Genomic DNA, 15,382 nt, shown 5'->3' with positions numbered 1-15,382 from the left:
AGGGACTTTATTTCTATTATACTGTACCTATTGTAACTCCCAGTTCCTTTAGCCATCTCCGGTAGGCTACAGATAGGACGTCAACTTTGTGGTTCAGTTCTGCTTGTAAATCTAATGGTAGTAATTCTGGTTTTTGGGTTTCGATGATCCAAGCATCCTGTTGAAATACAGTGTCCTGGAATTTAATAAAGTCTTCATCCGATACTTCAAAGCCGTAGTTTCTGGATACTACCATATATACCTTACATTCCTTTTCACTTAACGGTAGTACCGTAAGCAAAATCCAAAGAGTTTGTCCCGTGTCAGCATCTCGTTTAGATAACCGAGCAGACATTGGTCGAAATACTTCTTTTACATACACGTAAGTTGTTCCCTCGCGAGCCTCTGATCCAGAGTGCGCTACCGGCTGAAATATAGGTACTTCAGAGGTGAAAATCCGATCTTTTTCTTTTGTAATCGAAAAATCAGGAAGCTCCGCATAATCAGGATGTCCCAATAATCCGCCATGAACATACATCAAATGAGCAAAATCCGTAAAGTTTTCAACCACCCTCGTCCCAGCTGCTTTAACATCATAAGGACCACACACTAACGGCTTACGCGCAGGGTCTTCAAACTCTTCTAAGTAAGGTAGTTCCATTGTAGGTTCGCCTAAACAAACCCAGATAATTCCATACTTTTCTTGACAATGATACACTTCCGCTTTAGCTCTTTCCGGTATCTTCATTTCCTTACTTTGTGCAGGAATACTTACACATTTACCTGCGTCATCATATTTCCAACCATGATAGGGACAAACAATACAATCATCTACAACATATCCCTCAGAAAGCATCGCTCCTCTATGAATACACAGATCCCTAAAGGCGTGTACACCTTTTTTTGACCGGTAGATCGACACTCTTTCTCCCATGACAATAACTCCAACCGGCTTATCAGCTAAATCGCTAGAAACATAGACAGGGTGCCATTCATTTTCTAACACCGCATCTTGTAATCTACCTTCTACAACAAGTGTCACATAAACCCCCTCCTTTATATTTTTACTCAGATAAAAACTCAGTTGTAAAAATTTCCTTCGCATCAAACGTCTCTTCTAAAATTTTCAATTCGTTCAACTGATTAATCAAAGTCGCCCAACGCTCTTCTGTCATATAACCTACTCCATGTTCTGCCGCATCCCCGCCATAAACAAATTCGCTTTGAGCCTCTGCTTCAAACTTCAATGATTCCAACTCAATATCTGGGTTATCTTCTTGAATGACTTTGTTAATATCCTCGTAAGAATCTTTGTAAAGATTCCACCCCTCAACAAACGCAGTCGTAAATGCTTTAACCGTTTCTTTATTTTCCTCTAAATATTCCTTTGTTACATATAACACAATATTGTAAGGGTCATAACCTGCATCGGAAATTAACTTCGTTTCTACTTCTATACCATCTAATTTCATAAAATATGGTTCAGAAGTTACATATGATTGGGTCACAGAATTTTCATCAGATATAAAATTTCCATGTTGACCTGTATGCGCTAATTCCTCCACTTGACTCAAGTCGTATTGCGTCTTTAAATACTCCCAATAAACAATCCCAGGCTGAACAAATACCTTTCTTCCATTTAATTCATCAAAATCTTCAATCCCCTTTCCTTTGTGAAACATAAACGCTTGCGGACTCCCTTGCATAGCAGATGCTACAGCAACCAGTTCAATACCTTCATTTCTTGCATTCACTATTTGATCTGCATGAGCTAAACCAAATTCAGCTTTTCCTGAAGCGACCATATTAATAGAAGAAACCTGAGGTCCACCAGGCTCAATCGTCACATTTAATCCACTTTCTTCAAACAAGCCATTCTCTCGAGCGGCGTACACTCCTCCGTGTTGAGCTTTCGCAAACCAGTTTAGTACCACCTTAACATCTTTTACTTTCTCTTCAGTAGACTCACTCCCCTCAGTTGTAGAGCTACTTGACTCTGCGTTACCACAAGCAGCTAATACTAAAACTAAGACCATTCCCACTAAAAGATACTTCACTCTCATTAACACTTCCATTTGACTTCTCCCCTTATCTCTTTTTCTTTATTTTTCAACCTTCATTGCAGACTCGTGCCATGATTTAAGCATGAACTTCGAAACCAAGCTTACTAGAAGGTAAAAACCAATTCCAAATATCGCACCAGCAATGGCACATGCAAATAAATAAGGTGTTTTTAATTGAACAGCAGCTACAGTGATGGCATAACCTAAGCCCCCTCTACCTCCACCAATTCCAGCAATAAACTCCCCTGTTATCGCACCAACTATCGCCAACGTACACGAAATTTTCAATCCAGACATCATATATGGCATAGCCGCTGGAATCCGAAGTTTCCACATTGTTTGCCATTTCGAAGCATTATATAGTGTAAATAAATCACCCATATTTTTATCAACTGAATTCAAACCCATCAATGTGTTGGATACAACTGGAAAAAATCCAATTAAAAATGAAATAATCACGATCGAATTAAATCCAGATCCAAACCAAATAACAATAATCGGAGCAATCGCCACAACCGGGATTGTCTGTAATATAACCGCATATGGATAAAGACTTACCTCTAATATTCTAGAACTCGCTAACAAAATCGAGATTCCGATTCCTACAATCGCACTAAAGACGAACCCAATGATCGATTCTGTAACTGTTATCTGAATAGCCGGCCACAGAAGGTGCCAGTCATCAATTGCCGCTTGTAAAACATCTGTCGGTTTCGGGAGAATAAATGGTTTGATTTCAAAGACGATTGGAATTGACTGCCATAAAGACAGGAAGATTACCAAAGCAATGATTGGCCCAATGATCGTTCCCTTCACCTTTCGCCGTGCCTTCTTTTTATCCGTTATGCTCGAATCAACTACCAATTTACTACGATTCGTCGTTGCTGTTTGACTGGTCATTCTTACACCAACTCCTTTCGATTCAAGCTATACTCAAGGCTTTGAGAAGCTAAATCCACATACTCCGTAAATGCCCTATTTACCCTGTCTCTTGGATAAGGGAGATTCACATCTATTAGGGAAGCCAATCTTCCAGGACGCGCTGACATAACTGCAATTTTTGAAGATAGATATACCGCTTCGTATACATTATGAGTAACAAATAAAATAGTCGTATGTTCTTTTTGCCATATATTTAATAAATCCATTTGCAGGGATTGCCTTGTCATTTCGTCCAATGCTGCAAACGGTTCATCCATTAAAAGCAACTTCGGTTTTGCAGCTAGAGCACGCGCGATTGAGACCCTCATTTTCATCCCACCCGAAAGCTGTCTTGGATAGGACTTTAAATAGTCTTTCAATCCAACCATCTCTAGAACTCTCAAAGCTATTTCTTTTCTTGTATTTTTATTCGATCCTCTTAATTCTAGAGGGAGCACCACATTATCAAGGACTGTTCTCCACGGTAATAAATTCGAATCCTGGAATACGTAAGCAATATCATTTGAATCGCGAATCAAATCCTTCGGGTTTTGTCCGAACACCTCTACCTTACCTTTAGTCGCTTCACCTAAACCTGCAACCATTCTCAAAGCTGTTGACTTCCCGCAGCCTGAAGGGCCTAGGAAACTAATAAATTCTCCCTCTTGAATAGACAAGTCCAATTGACTTAACGCAACCGTACCCGTGTTGTAGATTTTATCCACACCTTTAAAAGATACTACCTCTTTTTGTATGGCCCCCATTACAACTCCTCCTTTTACTTACTAAAACTCAACTTATTTGAATATGTAACACTATTTAACATTTACATTTCTTACAAAACTCAATATGTAACAAAACATAACATGTAATGTAACATAAACCCATTATATAATTTTCAGACTAATTTGACATTAGTTAACACTTACAAACTTATCATTTCTTTTTAGTCACTTTAACCAAAGCTTCAAATCATAGTTAAAAGCGAAGGGAGATTAAATGACAATAGTAAAGCCCAGTGAATACTCACTGGGCCTAGATACTTGTTTCTATCTATTAACTTAAGAAAATCGCGCCGACCACTAAACCTCCGACTATTACAAATGCAGGGTGCAGCTTCCACTTTTCGATGAGCAAAAAACTCACAATAGCGATTATAAAAGTTGACCATAAACCATTTGAAAAGTAGGAGGTTTGGAAAAAATCAAAAGTAAGACTTGCCATCAAAACAGCTACTGCTGGCAGGACAATCTTTGATAATCTTTTCACTTTCGGCGAATCTTTGTACTTGAATAGTAACCTTAGTAAGACAATCATAATAAATAACGAAGGGGTAATCGTAGCGAGCACACCAGTGACCGCACCAAGCACTCCCCCTACCTCATAGCCAATATAACCTGCCATTTTGGTAGCTATCGGTCCAGGTAACGCATTCCCAAGCGCTAATACTTCACTAAATTCACTTGTCGTCATCCAACCATAACGACTAACCACTTCATGTTCAATTAAGGGAATGGATGCTGGTCCACCTCCATATCCGATAATACCAGGAATGAAAAATGCAATAAAAATCTGTATATAGATCATAGGCTCTCACTATTTCCTTTTACTTGTATTTCTATTTTTTCTTTCTTATCAGACATGGTAACTGCTATTACTAATAACCCTCCAATAACAATTCCTGGATGCACATTTATTATTTCCATCACGATAAAGCTACCTAATAATAGAAAGACTCCCCTCTTCCAACCAAAGCCTTGTTTTGTTTTTTTGATAAAATCCCAAGTTAGCGTAGCCATCATGACTCCAACAATTGGGACGACTCCATTAGTCATCCCTTCAACCCTAGGATGATCCTTAACTTTATTAAACGAAGTTAATATAAGTAACATTAAAAGAATGGTTGGTAGGACAGTAGCAATTACAGCATTTAGCATACCCCTGATTCCACCTACTCGGTATCCAATATACCCAGCCATCTTTGTTGCTATCGGTCCAGGTAAAGTATTTCCTAACGCCAATATATCACTAAACTCCTGATCATCCATCCATTTAAAGGTCCCTACTACCTCTTTATGTACAAGCGGGATCGTAGAGGGACCACCACCAAACCCTAACATTCCGGACCTAAAAAACGCGACAAAAATTTCCCATTGCAGTCTCATCTAAAAGAACACCTACTTTCTATTGTCGGTGCGTACATCCGTCCGCTAGTAACCAAGTGCCGCACCATCACCACGCGGATCTGCACCACCATACATGATCTTGCTATCCGGATTGATTAATATCGCACCTGCATGACCCATAATATCACTAAATTCTGATACACTCTCAATCTCATGCCCTTTTTCTTTTAGCTCACTACTGATAACACTAGAAATTCTTCCTTCTACTTTTACACTGTTGGATTCAGCTCCCCACGTACGACCGTATAACCATCTTGGGGCTTCAATGGCAGCTTGGACGGGATAGTGATAATCTATTATCCTTGTGACTAATGCAGCCTGCGTTTGTGGTTGTCCTTCTCCTCCCATCGTCCCGTACACCAAGTATGGTGCCCCTCCTTTAAACAGCATCGCAGGATTGAGAGTATGGTAGGTTCTCTTTTTTGGTTGAAGGCAATTGACATCATTCTCATATAGAGAAAAGAAGCTTCCTCGATTTTGTAGGACAATACCAGTATTCTTAGGGATAAAACCTGAACCGTACTCATGATAAATGCTTTGTATAAGCGAAACAGAATTTCCGTAGCAGTCAACTACACCAAGCCAAACTGTATCTCCCTTTGGATCCAACTTCTTCTCTAATTGATTACATTTATTAAATGAAATCTTACGAGCTAGTTCTTCTCCTCGTTTTGAGGAAAGTATCTCCTCTAGAGGGATATAGGAGAAGTCAGGATCTGTTAGATAACGATCGCGATCCTCAAAAGCTAGTTTAGTAGCTTCAATTAGCAAGTGGTAATAATCGGATGACCCCTCTGTCAAAGATGGTACGTCAAATTGGTTTAGTATATTCAATATGGACAACGAAGCAAAACCTTGTGTATTAGGTGGTAGATTATAAACAGTGTGTCCTCGATAATCTACCGAAATAGGATCAACCCAATCAGAATGATGAGAAGCAAAATCGTCCGCAGTTAATATTCCCCCATTAGCGTTAAGGTCTCTCGCGATATTCTTGGCCAACACCCCCTTATAAAACAATTCGCTCCCTTCTTCAGCTATCCCCTCTAATGTGGTTGCTAAATCTGATTGCTTCATTACATCTCCTGCGCAATAGGAAAGACCACTTGACTTTGTAAATATCTTTTTAAATTCAGAGTACTTCTGTAAATGTCTTAACTGATTGTCGGTTTCATCAAGATTTACACGGGTCCAATATTCCTGACTAGGGGTTACTGGATACCCGTCTTTAGCATAGCCAATAGCAGAATGAAGCAACTCTTTCCAGTGAAAACTTCCCCTCATATTTTCGACGGAATACTGAAAAGCCTTTTCCCAGCCTGCAACAGCACCCGGAATTGTATTGGCAGCTAGAGCACCCCTGGGTGGAATTCTTTCTACTCCTTGCTTCTTGTAAAAATCAATCGTAGCAAGTTCACCAGAACGACCACTGCTATTTAACGCTTTCAGTTCCTTGTTGTGGGAATTGTATATTAACCAAAAATTATCACCACCTATACCATTCATATGCGGATATACAACTCCAATGGTGGACGCAGCTGCAATGGCGGCTTCTATAGCGTTTCCTCCCTCCTGCAGCACTTTCATACCTGCTTGTGAGGCTAAATAGTGAGGAGTGGTAATCATACCATTCGGTGCCATAGTGGTCGGTCGATAGGAAGAATGTAAAGATCGATACATCAGAAAACCCCTCCAAACAAATTCATTTAATTGCTAGAATACTAATAAATTTTTGTTGTCTCTTCCGCTTTAACGGGATTTTGTAAAGGCACAAACCCATTTATCCGGCATTCTACAATATCATTTTCATTCAAAACAACAGATCCCGGAGTCCCCGTCATGATAATATCCCCTGGAGTTAAAGTGACTATTTTCGAAAAAAACGAGACGATAGACCAAGGACTAAACAGCATATTTGTGACCTCATTCGAGTGAATTATCTCTCCATTTAAAACTGTTTGAACGGCTATATCATCTAAATTAGTAGCTTCATCTATAGTGATGAGTTGTGGACCGAAGCTAAAAAAGGTATCAAATATTTTTGAGATTTGTAAAAAGCGAGGATTGCGTGCATGAAGATCTTTGGCGGTCATATCTAAAGTTGCCGTGAATCCTGCGACTACACCCGGCACCTCGTCTTCCTCTATATTCCGACACACTTTACCAATAATAATCCCCAGCTCCCCTTCCGCCGTCACAGTATGAGAATAAGCAGGTAATCGTATCGTTTCCATTGGCCCAACAAGACAGGAATCTGGTTTCATAAAACTTACTGGTTCTGTTTCAGTTGGTGTATAAGACAATTCTCTTGCCTTTTCAATGTAGTTCAATCCTACTCCAAGTATTTTCTTCGGTTTTCTATATAGTGCCGTATATGTAAAGTCTTGTGTTTTAATTTTCGGAAAAATATTCAGCCTCTCGGCACCTATATTTTGATACCAAGTTTTCAGCTCTTCTAGCTGATTCGCTTGTAACAAATCCACTATAGAAGTTTCCCAATTTGCACCTTCAATTTTATTCAATTCCGTTATCAATATCGCGTCTCCACCATGTATAATGGCGGCTTCTTCCTGATTCATATATTTAATAGTTGCTAATTTCATGGAGTATCACCTATTACCGCTAATTTATTTGTTAGTTGTTGTACCCAACGCAATAATTTCAAATCTGAATGATGATTGGCGATGAAAGATAATCCAACCGGAATTCCATTCTCTTTTATTAAAGGAATCGTCACTTGAGGAAACCCCGATAGTCCCGCTATACATGTTAGCTGCATTGTTTTCGAACGATATTGTTCCATTTCTTTAACCGTTAAATTTCGCATGGGCGCTTCCCCTGGGGTAGTAGGTATTACTAAAAGACCATTACTATTTAACAAGGCAGACAGTTGATCCTTTAGTAGCTCCCTTTCCTCTTCATATTCATTTAAGCACTCATTATCAAGCGTACTTGCCCATTGGAAGCGTTCAGCAATCCCTGGACCAAATGCAGGCTTCACGCGGTTTATCCAATCCCCATGTTCATTCCAAACCTCAATGCCTTGGATATTCCTAAATAATTCTGCCCACTTTGAAAGTCCGTCCTTTGCGATGTTCACATTTTGAGTCATATAGTTTTCTTTTAACACCTCAATATTTTGCAAATAACTATCTTTAGTTTGGTTATCAACATATGACCATGCTTCATTTTCAAAAAACAAAGAGGAAAATTCCTCCCTTTCATTCGATCCATTATCTATAAGAAGCTCGCCTACTGTAAGCAATAAATTTGGATCTCTTGTCATCCAGCCAACCGTATCAAAGCTTTTAGCAAGCGGGATTACCCCCTTACTATCAACTAATCCATGCGTAGGTCTGAACCCAAATACCCCACAATAGGATGAAGGCACACGAATGGAACCTCCTGTATCAGTCCCGAGTGCAAAATCCACTACCCCAGCAGAAACCGCGACAGCTGACCCACTTGAAGATCCACCAGGTATACGATCAGATGATCTTGGATTTATCGGTGTCCCATAATGAAAGTTTTCGCCGTTCAAACTGTACATTAATTCATCCGTATGGGTCGTACCTTTAAGACAAGCACCTTGCTCTAATAGTTGATTAATAACAGGTGCATGTCGCTTAGAAGCTTGATGAGACTGAAACCAATCGGGATTTCCCGCACTGCTTCGATAATCCTTTATCTCAAACACATCCTTTACACCGAAGGAAAGCCCTTTTAATGCTCCCGACTCCGTTTGTTGAATATTTAGGTGGTCGTTCATAAACGCATTCCATTTGTCATCCATTTCTCTTTCCTCCTTCAAAATGTATCTTTCCATGTCAGCTTTCATCACATTTCTTTTTATTATAGTTTGATTAATTTTACAAGTCATTGGCATTTTAACTAAAAATTAATTCAATATTGGTCAAAATAACCAATAAAATAGAGTAATCTACTTAAATGAAAAAAACGGCCATATGTGGCCGTTTACCATTTCCAGTGATTAATAAGTTTTCCTTTTTGATGAAAACATTTTTCATTAGGGATTATATTAGATACGGTTAGGATAAGTGATGGTACTTTCTCAACATTAAAAACAATGATTCCTTCTTCTTCACTTTTAATAAGAAAGGACTGGCCATGCGCATAAGATGGGAGAAGATTTCCTAGCTGAATAATCCAATTCACTATTGTTAACTGAACGTCTTTCGGAACTTGGATATTGGGAGAGAATCGTAAAATCCAATCCTCTTTATCAATGGAAAATCGGTACATGTCCTCACCCTTTTCAAATTTTCCTTATAAAAATATATGCTAGAGCTTACACCTTATTCATCGTTTACGACTTTCTCAATATTTAACTCACGATTCATTTTAAGGTCAATGATTTGATCATTGACTTGCACGAGAGTCCGGAGAGGGTCATACCGATCAACCATTATGATTCTCCCAATACTTTCGTCACTTAGCATAACCGTTCGACCGATCATACTGTCCATTAATTTATATAGAAATAACAGCGTAATATTAGCATCTAATTTTCCGAATGCATGATCTTGAAGCTGTCTTAGCGCCGTATAATAAGGCAACGGCTCTTGATAAGCACGTCTAGATAGCATCGCGTGAAACATATCAGCTATCGCGACTATTTTGGAAAACAAATCAATTTGATTACCAACAAGCCCCTTAGGATATCCTCTTCCATCCTCCCGTTCATGGTGATGAAGCGCAATAAGAGCCACACGATCGCTTAACTGATCAATCTTACGAAGGATTTCATATCCATAACTAGTATGAAGCTGCACTTCCTCGTATTCTTCCTTTGTAAGCTTTCCCTTTTTATTTAAAATATAAGGATCAATCCTTGTCTTCCCTATATCATGCAATGTCGCTCCGATTGCTAATTCTCTCAGTTCATCATCAGAGAGCTTTAACCATTTACCAATCATCAAGGAGATAATTCCTACACCAATTGTATGCTTGAATGTATATTCTTCAGTTTTGTTTAATTCATAAAATAGGTAATATATATGAGGGATTTCTGAAGCTTGAGATATGACAGGAAGGATTTCTTTCTCTAACGTATTTATATTTAATTCTTCACCTAGCATTATATCGGAAAAAATCAACTCCACTTGCTTTGATGCTTGATTGATTTTTTCTGTAATATTTTCGATCGCCTCTTTGTTTGAGTAGCCATATCGTATTTGGCCCTTGGTCTCATTTTTTAATTTTTCAAGAATATCATCAATCTCTTGCACCGTAAAATGCTCTTTCTCCATTGGTATCCCTCTTCTTCTATTAAGGATATGATTCTACTTAAATCATATCAAATTCCTTTTTAGTAGAATAGGTATTTTTTCCATTTCAAAGGTGATTTTCATAGGTGGAAAGTCTTTCAAAATGAGTGAAATTCTAGCGATAATTTATTGACTATTCACATATATTTCGTGTATATTAGAAGCATCATTAATCAGAATATATTTCCTTACTTGTTACATTTAGTTAAATATGTTCGGCTTGATGGTAATATATACTTGGGGACCTTATGTGTCTTGAAAGGCTTAGGAGGAAAAGTTTATATGCAAAATGGTAAAGTAAAATGGTTTAACAATGAAAAAGGCTTTGGATTCATCGAAGTTGAAGGTGGAGACGACGTATTCGTACACTTCTCAGCAATCCAAGGTGATGGCTTTAAGTCATTAGAAGAAGGTCAAGAAGTTTCTTTTGAAATCGTTGAAGGAAACCGCGGACCACAAGCTTCTAACGTAGTTAAGCTATAATCCAATATACTACTTGTAGGCTGGCTTTTTGCCAGCCTTTATTTATTCAGGTCAGTCTTTTTCCCACCTCTTTTATTTTCTCCCCAACCGTACAACTAGTAATACAAAATCGATGGGCGTATCTTCTCCCCTTTTCATCTTTGTGATACTTATGTAGGAAACATTCCTTACAATATCGTCCCATTAATTCCTCTACTTCTCGTAAAATTTGTTGCCTACTCAGCACAATCCCCACCTTTTATTAAATAACCTGCATTTTACTATGAATAGACTTACCTTCTAGAGCTTGAGTCGCCAACTTATCACTTTCTTTATTATCTTTTCTAGAGATCGCTTCATATCGAGGAAGTAAGCCGAGTTTTTTTATTTTTGCCTCTATCCGATCAAGCCATCGATTTAAATTTTCCTCGTAACATGGCCATTCTCCCTCTAGTTGTTTCAGAACCACCTGTGAATCGCCTTTAATGTCACAAGGAAGTTTAGTTACCCCAAGCTCTTCTAACAGATCAAGAGCAAAGTACAAAGCTGCATATTCCGCTTCATTATTTGTCTCCATCTCATCAATTACTTCATTTGCACGAAGACGGAATTTCTTTTTTCCTTGCTTATAATAAATAACCGCACCAATACCTGCCCGATTGCTGTTTATGTCATGTCCACCGTCAAAGTAGACAATTACATCATGCGGTTCCTCCTCAATTTCTTCCGATAACTTTTTCATTTCCTTAAGGGTCCACGTTGAGCCCATCTCATCATGAAATTCTAAATCAAGTACTTTTCCAGTTTTCTCAAGCTCTTCACCAGCGGTTATCGCATCCTCAGCTGACAAAAAATCATTAGAAGTTAAAGCTACTGGGGCAATATTTTTTATCCTATATTTATACTCTAATTTATATCTCATTCTTTTCATCCTCTCTTCATGTATAGCTGCTTTTTTCGATGTTTTTATCTTTTCCTTTTTAAAGAAAAAGTTACAAAAGATTGGGATTTTGGTTTTAGAGCTTTTTTCTGACAATTCATTCGCTTAATCAAAAAATATGTTAAACTAGCTTATACTATGTAAAAATCACGTTTATTGGAGGAAATCAATGATTGAAGTATACATTGATGGCGCTAGTGCTGGCAATCCAGGGCCTAGTGGAGCTGGTATTTTTATTAAAGCGAATGGCAAAGTTGAACGCTATTCTATCCCATTAGGTGTAATGAGCAACCACGAAGCTGAATATTATGCTTTTATTGAAGCATTAAAAATATGTAAAAAGAATGGATATCAAGTAGTATCCTTTCGAACGGACTCAGAACTAGTAAATCGAGCAGTTGAAAAGGAATTTGTAAAAAACAAGCAATTTGCTCCTTTACTTGAAGAAGCATTAACTCTTTCTAAAAATTTTGATTTATTTTTTATGAAATGGATTCCCAGCTCAGAAAATAAATCAGCAGATGAACTCGCCCGAGCAGCAATCCGAAAAAATGAAACCATCAAGGAGAACGAGGACATATGAAAAAGTCATTATTTGCAGACATTAGTTTACTTATGGTTGCCCTTGTGTGGGGTTCAACTTTTGTGCTCGTTCAAAATGCAATTGCATCCTTACCACCAAACGTGTTTAATGCCATTCGTTTCTTTATCGCTGCACTAATTCTTGGCGGATGGCTAATGATATTTGAACGGAAACAACTACTACTACTCAATCGATACATTCTTACGTCTGGCATTTTACTCGGAGGATGGCTATTTGCGGGATATGCTTTTCAAACTATCGGATTACTATATACGTCATCCTCTAAAGCTGGTTTCATCACCGGACTAAGTGTTGTACTTGTTCCTCTCTTTTCTCTATTTTTACTGAAACAAAAGCCAACAAGAAATGCGTTAATCGGAGTGGGAATTGCAACGATTGGATTATATCTTCTAACATTAACAGATATTACATCATTAAATCGAGGTGATGCATTTGTTCTCGCATGTGCCATTGGTTTTGCCATGCATATCATCTTCACGGGTAGGTACAGTGAAAAATTCCCCACCTTGTTGCTGACTGTTATTCAAATATTCACAGTGTCTGTTTTGTCAGGTTTGTTAGCTTTATTTACTGAAGATTATTCTTTAGCCTTTCGTCTAGATATTCTAGGACAACAAAATGTACTAATCGCTTTACTTATTACTTCTGTATTCGCAACAGCGATAGCCTTTTTTGCTCAAACAAGCTTTCAAAAATATACGACTCCAACAAGAGTTGCCTTAATTTTTGCCATGGAGCCAGTGTTCGCTGCCATTACTGCTTATGTTTGGGCCGATGAAAGACTAACATCCAATGCGCTACTCGGCTGTATATGTATCTTTGCAGGTATGATCTTTGCGGAACTGCCAGCGAAAAAAAAGCATTCGGTATATACCGAAAATAAGCAAGCAATATAAAAAAAGCGTGTGAACTTCACACGCTTTTTTTATATTGTCAGCAACTCGGCTTCTTTTATAAATTGATAAGCCTCTTTTTTCGTTTTAATTTGATTTGATATAAGCCATTCAAGTAAAGACACATAAAAACTTCCATCAAAGCTTTTTTGAGCCTTTAGTGTGACTTCAATCGCCACATTTGCTAGTTCATCTGAAGCACCGGTATAATTTTTTCCAAAATAAATAAAGCCAATCGCATCATCCTTTAGAAGGAATCCTTTGTCTAATAAATGACTTACGTACTCTTCCGTACTCAAGGTTCTCTACACTCCCTATGATCGCTTCACATCTTCTTGATTTTATCTCATCAACCGACATTTTTCTATCTTTTTCTATCCATTAAATAGCCTAAAGTCCCAGTTAGCACCCCAAGAAGCGCTCCACCAACTACTTCTTCTGGCTTATGACCAAGCATTTCCTTCAATTTATCTGGGGCCTTTTCTTCAAAATGTACGGGCTTTTCATGATTTACTTTATCAAGTAAATCATCCAAGTCATTTACTTTTAAAGTAAGCTCACCTGTTTGTCTTCTTATTCCCTGCGCATCATACATAACAATTAATCCATAAACAAGAGACAGAGCAAAATCAATGGTTGGTAAACCACGCTTTAAGGCAATATATGTTGTTAAGGAAGCGACACCAGCGGAATGGGAGCTAGGCATCCCACCCGTTTGAAAAAACAAATCCGGTCTGAACTCCTTCTTCTTCCAATAATGAATAGGAATTTTCAATCCCTGTGCTAAAGCTATGCTTGAAATCGCGATATAGACACCTTTATTCACATTCTCTCACCTCCTTTTTATTGTGAAGAAAGGAGAGTGAGATTATGCAATTAGGTAATAATATTATCGTTAAGACAGTAACAACCCTATAATAGGAGGAATGAAAATGGGAGGAAAAAACTCACATACAAACCGTGGTACCAAAGCTCCTGGTGTGAATCCTCAAGGATATGGACAGGATGCTGAATTTACACCGAATCCGAAAAGTAAATTAGAAAATAGAGCTAAGAAAAGCAATACTAAGATTTAATTAGAAAAAAGCTGCCCTATTAACATGGGCAGCTTTCAATTACGCTAATATTTGCTGGTCTGGTAATAAACGATCGAGCCCTCTAAACTCAACCTCTTTAAACTTTGTTAGAACCTTCTCCTGGTTGAATTGGAATACTGATTCCTCGTGTGAGAAGGAAATCGGAACATCACATTTGATTTCAGCAAGCTTTCTGCTTAAATAAAGCATGTCCAAATCCTGCTCTATTTTCGTTTTTTGCGCTTTAGTAAGCAATTGTAAATTCGAAACAATCCCTTCAACATGCTCAAATTGTTGAACTAACTTAAGGGCTGTTTTTTCACCAATTCCTTTTACACCTGGATAATTATCACTAGGATCTCCCATCAACGCTTTTACATCAATCATTTGCTTCGGGAGAATTCCCTTTTCTGTATAGAAGGAGTCAGGGGTATGAACAGCATAATTCCCAAAGCCTTTTTGCAGCAATATGACATTAATTCGCTCATCTAACAACTGAAGAATATCACGATCTCCTGTTAATATGCTAACCTCAAAGTCGTTCATCGAAGACTTGGCAATTGTTCCGATACAATCGTCTGCCTCATACCCTTCTAACCCGATATTAGGAATGTCAAATGCACTAACTACTTCCTTGACTAAATCAAACTGCGGGATCAATTCAACCGGTGCATCTGAGCGATTTGCTTTATAATCTGTGAACATTTCATTTCGGAATGTTTTGCTTCCCATATCCCAACAGACGACTACGTGGCTTGGCTTAAACGTTGATATCGCTGTTAAAAAATGTTTCACAAAACCATGAACACCATTTGTTGGTATTCCTTTAGAATTTATCATAAATTGACCCGATACACTTGTTGCAAAAAAAGCACGGAATAATAGTGCCATTCCATCAACAAGTAAAAGGGAACGATCTGTAGATTGGTTCGTCATTCATAGTCCTCCTCTAAGAGCATAATCCCCATTA

20 protein-coding genes are annotated in these 15,382 nt (G+C 38.2%); 4 read left to right on the top strand and 16 right to left on the bottom strand.

Annotated elements, in window-relative coordinates; genetic code table 11:
* Positions 1-16: 16 nt before the first annotated feature.
* The 11 genes from ACVBAX_RS03065 to ACVBAX_RS03015 all read right to left on the bottom strand — a co-directional run bounded on the left by ACVBAX_RS03065 (position 17) and on the right by ACVBAX_RS03015 (position 10,419).
* Positions 17-1,021, bottom strand: coding sequence for an aromatic ring-hydroxylating dioxygenase subunit alpha (locus tag ACVBAX_RS03065; protein ID WP_447115832.1), 1,005 nt, complete (start codon positions 1,019-1,021; stop codon positions 17-19).
* A 22-nt stretch (positions 1,022-1,043) separates the two neighbouring features.
* On the bottom strand, positions 1,044-2,054 hold the full coding sequence (locus ACVBAX_RS03060) for an ABC transporter substrate-binding protein (RefSeq protein WP_447115831.1): 1,011 nt from the start codon (positions 2,052-2,054) through the stop codon (positions 1,044-1,046).
* A gap of 27 nt (positions 2,055-2,081) precedes the next feature.
* Entirely contained in the window at positions 2,082-2,942 is an 861-nt protein-coding gene (locus ACVBAX_RS03055) for an ABC transporter permease (protein ID WP_447115830.1), read from the bottom strand.
* 2 nt (positions 2,943-2,944) lie between these two features.
* Positions 2,945-3,727, bottom strand: a complete 783-nt coding sequence (locus ACVBAX_RS03050; protein WP_447115829.1) for an ABC transporter ATP-binding protein — start codon at positions 3,725-3,727, stop codon at positions 2,945-2,947.
* A gap of 292 nt (positions 3,728-4,019) precedes the next feature.
* Positions 4,020-4,550 carry a chromate transporter gene (locus ACVBAX_RS03045; RefSeq protein WP_447115828.1) on the bottom strand — a complete coding sequence of 177 codons (531 nt, stop codon included), beginning with the start codon at positions 4,548-4,550 and terminating at the stop codon, positions 4,020-4,022.
* The gene (locus ACVBAX_RS03040) at positions 4,547-5,128 is read right to left on the bottom strand and encodes a chromate transporter (RefSeq protein ID WP_430773089.1); all 582 of its coding nucleotides are present in this window, start codon (positions 5,126-5,128) and stop codon (positions 4,547-4,549) included. The genes ACVBAX_RS03045 and ACVBAX_RS03040 overlap by 4 nt, the downstream gene beginning before the upstream one ends.
* Before the next feature lie 45 nt (positions 5,129-5,173).
* Positions 5,174-6,829, bottom strand: coding sequence for a gamma-glutamyltransferase (gene ggt, locus ACVBAX_RS03035; protein ID WP_447115827.1), 1,656 nt, complete (start codon positions 6,827-6,829; stop codon positions 5,174-5,176).
* Between the two features lie 41 nt (positions 6,830-6,870).
* The gene (locus tag ACVBAX_RS03030) at positions 6,871-7,752 is read right to left on the bottom strand and encodes a fumarylacetoacetate hydrolase family protein (RefSeq protein ID WP_447115826.1); all 882 of its coding nucleotides are present in this window, start codon (positions 7,750-7,752) and stop codon (positions 6,871-6,873) included.
* Complete coding sequence (locus tag ACVBAX_RS03025) at positions 7,749-8,942, bottom strand: amidase (protein ID WP_447115825.1); 1,194 nt, start codon at positions 8,940-8,942, stop codon at positions 7,749-7,751. Before ACVBAX_RS03025 ends, ACVBAX_RS03030 begins: the two co-directional genes overlap by 4 nt.
* 182 nt (positions 8,943-9,124) lie before the next feature.
* Positions 9,125-9,412 carry a hypothetical protein gene (locus ACVBAX_RS03020; protein WP_430773085.1) on the bottom strand — a complete coding sequence of 96 codons (288 nt, stop codon included), beginning with the start codon at positions 9,410-9,412 and terminating at the stop codon, positions 9,125-9,127.
* 53 nt (positions 9,413-9,465) lie between these two features.
* Positions 9,466-10,419 (bottom strand): HD-GYP domain-containing protein, encoded by a 954-nt coding sequence (locus tag ACVBAX_RS03015; RefSeq protein WP_447115824.1) that lies wholly within the window; start codon positions 10,417-10,419, stop codon positions 9,466-9,468.
* A gap of 300 nt (positions 10,420-10,719) precedes the next feature.
* Between ACVBAX_RS03015 and cspD the strand changes: the two genes are divergently transcribed.
* Positions 10,720-10,920, top strand: a complete 201-nt coding sequence (gene cspD, locus ACVBAX_RS03010) for a cold-shock protein CspD (protein ID WP_268337208.1) — start codon at positions 10,720-10,722, stop codon at positions 10,918-10,920.
* A gap of 46 nt (positions 10,921-10,966) precedes the next feature.
* Here the strand turns inward: cspD and ACVBAX_RS03005 are convergent, their stop codons facing one another.
* The gene (locus ACVBAX_RS03005) at positions 10,967-11,146 is read right to left on the bottom strand and encodes a zinc-finger domain-containing protein (RefSeq protein WP_447115823.1); all 180 of its coding nucleotides are present in this window, start codon (positions 11,144-11,146) and stop codon (positions 10,967-10,969) included.
* A 15-nt stretch (positions 11,147-11,161) separates the two neighbouring features.
* Positions 11,162-11,821, bottom strand: a complete 660-nt coding sequence (locus ACVBAX_RS03000; protein ID WP_447115822.1) for a ribonuclease H family protein — start codon at positions 11,819-11,821, stop codon at positions 11,162-11,164.
* 187 nt (positions 11,822-12,008) lie between these two features.
* Here ACVBAX_RS03000 and ACVBAX_RS02995 point away from each other — a divergent pair, with 187 nt between their 5' ends.
* On the top strand, positions 12,009-12,422 hold the full coding sequence (locus tag ACVBAX_RS02995; protein WP_430773081.1) for a reverse transcriptase-like protein: 414 nt from the start codon (positions 12,009-12,011) through the stop codon (positions 12,420-12,422).
* Positions 12,419-13,339 (top strand): DMT family transporter, encoded by a 921-nt coding sequence (locus tag ACVBAX_RS02990; protein ID WP_447115821.1) that lies wholly within the window; start codon positions 12,419-12,421, stop codon positions 13,337-13,339. Before ACVBAX_RS02995 ends, ACVBAX_RS02990 begins: the two co-directional genes overlap by 4 nt.
* Positions 13,340-13,368: 29 nt before the next feature.
* Here ACVBAX_RS02990 and ACVBAX_RS02985 read toward each other — a convergent pair whose 3' ends face one another.
* Together ACVBAX_RS02985 and ACVBAX_RS02980 are read right to left on the bottom strand one after the other, a co-directional pair.
* On the bottom strand, positions 13,369-13,635 hold the full coding sequence (locus ACVBAX_RS02985) for a DUF6123 family protein (protein WP_447115820.1): 267 nt from the start codon (positions 13,633-13,635) through the stop codon (positions 13,369-13,371).
* Between the two features lie 65 nt (positions 13,636-13,700).
* A complete protein-coding gene (locus ACVBAX_RS02980; RefSeq protein ID WP_119708887.1) occupies positions 13,701-14,162 on the bottom strand; it encodes a divergent PAP2 family protein in 462 nt (153 codons plus the stop codon).
* Between the two features lie 106 nt (positions 14,163-14,268).
* On the opposite strand from ACVBAX_RS02980, the gene sspL reads away from it, so the two are divergent.
* On the top strand, positions 14,269-14,412 hold the full coding sequence (gene sspL / locus ACVBAX_RS02975; protein WP_119708888.1) for a small, acid-soluble spore protein L: 144 nt from the start codon (positions 14,269-14,271) through the stop codon (positions 14,410-14,412).
* 39 nt (positions 14,413-14,451) lie between these two features.
* On the opposite strand, the gene ACVBAX_RS02970 is transcribed toward sspL, so the two are convergent.
* Positions 14,452-15,348, bottom strand: a complete 897-nt coding sequence (locus ACVBAX_RS02970) for a 5'-3' exonuclease (protein ID WP_447115819.1) — start codon at positions 15,346-15,348, stop codon at positions 14,452-14,454.
* Between the last annotated feature and the right edge of the window lie 34 nt (positions 15,349-15,382).

This window comes from Robertmurraya sp. GLU-23, from assembly GCF_052983275.1.
The sequence above is the reverse complement of the archived record's forward strand: the minus strand, read 5'-3'. Positions and strand labels throughout refer to the sequence as shown.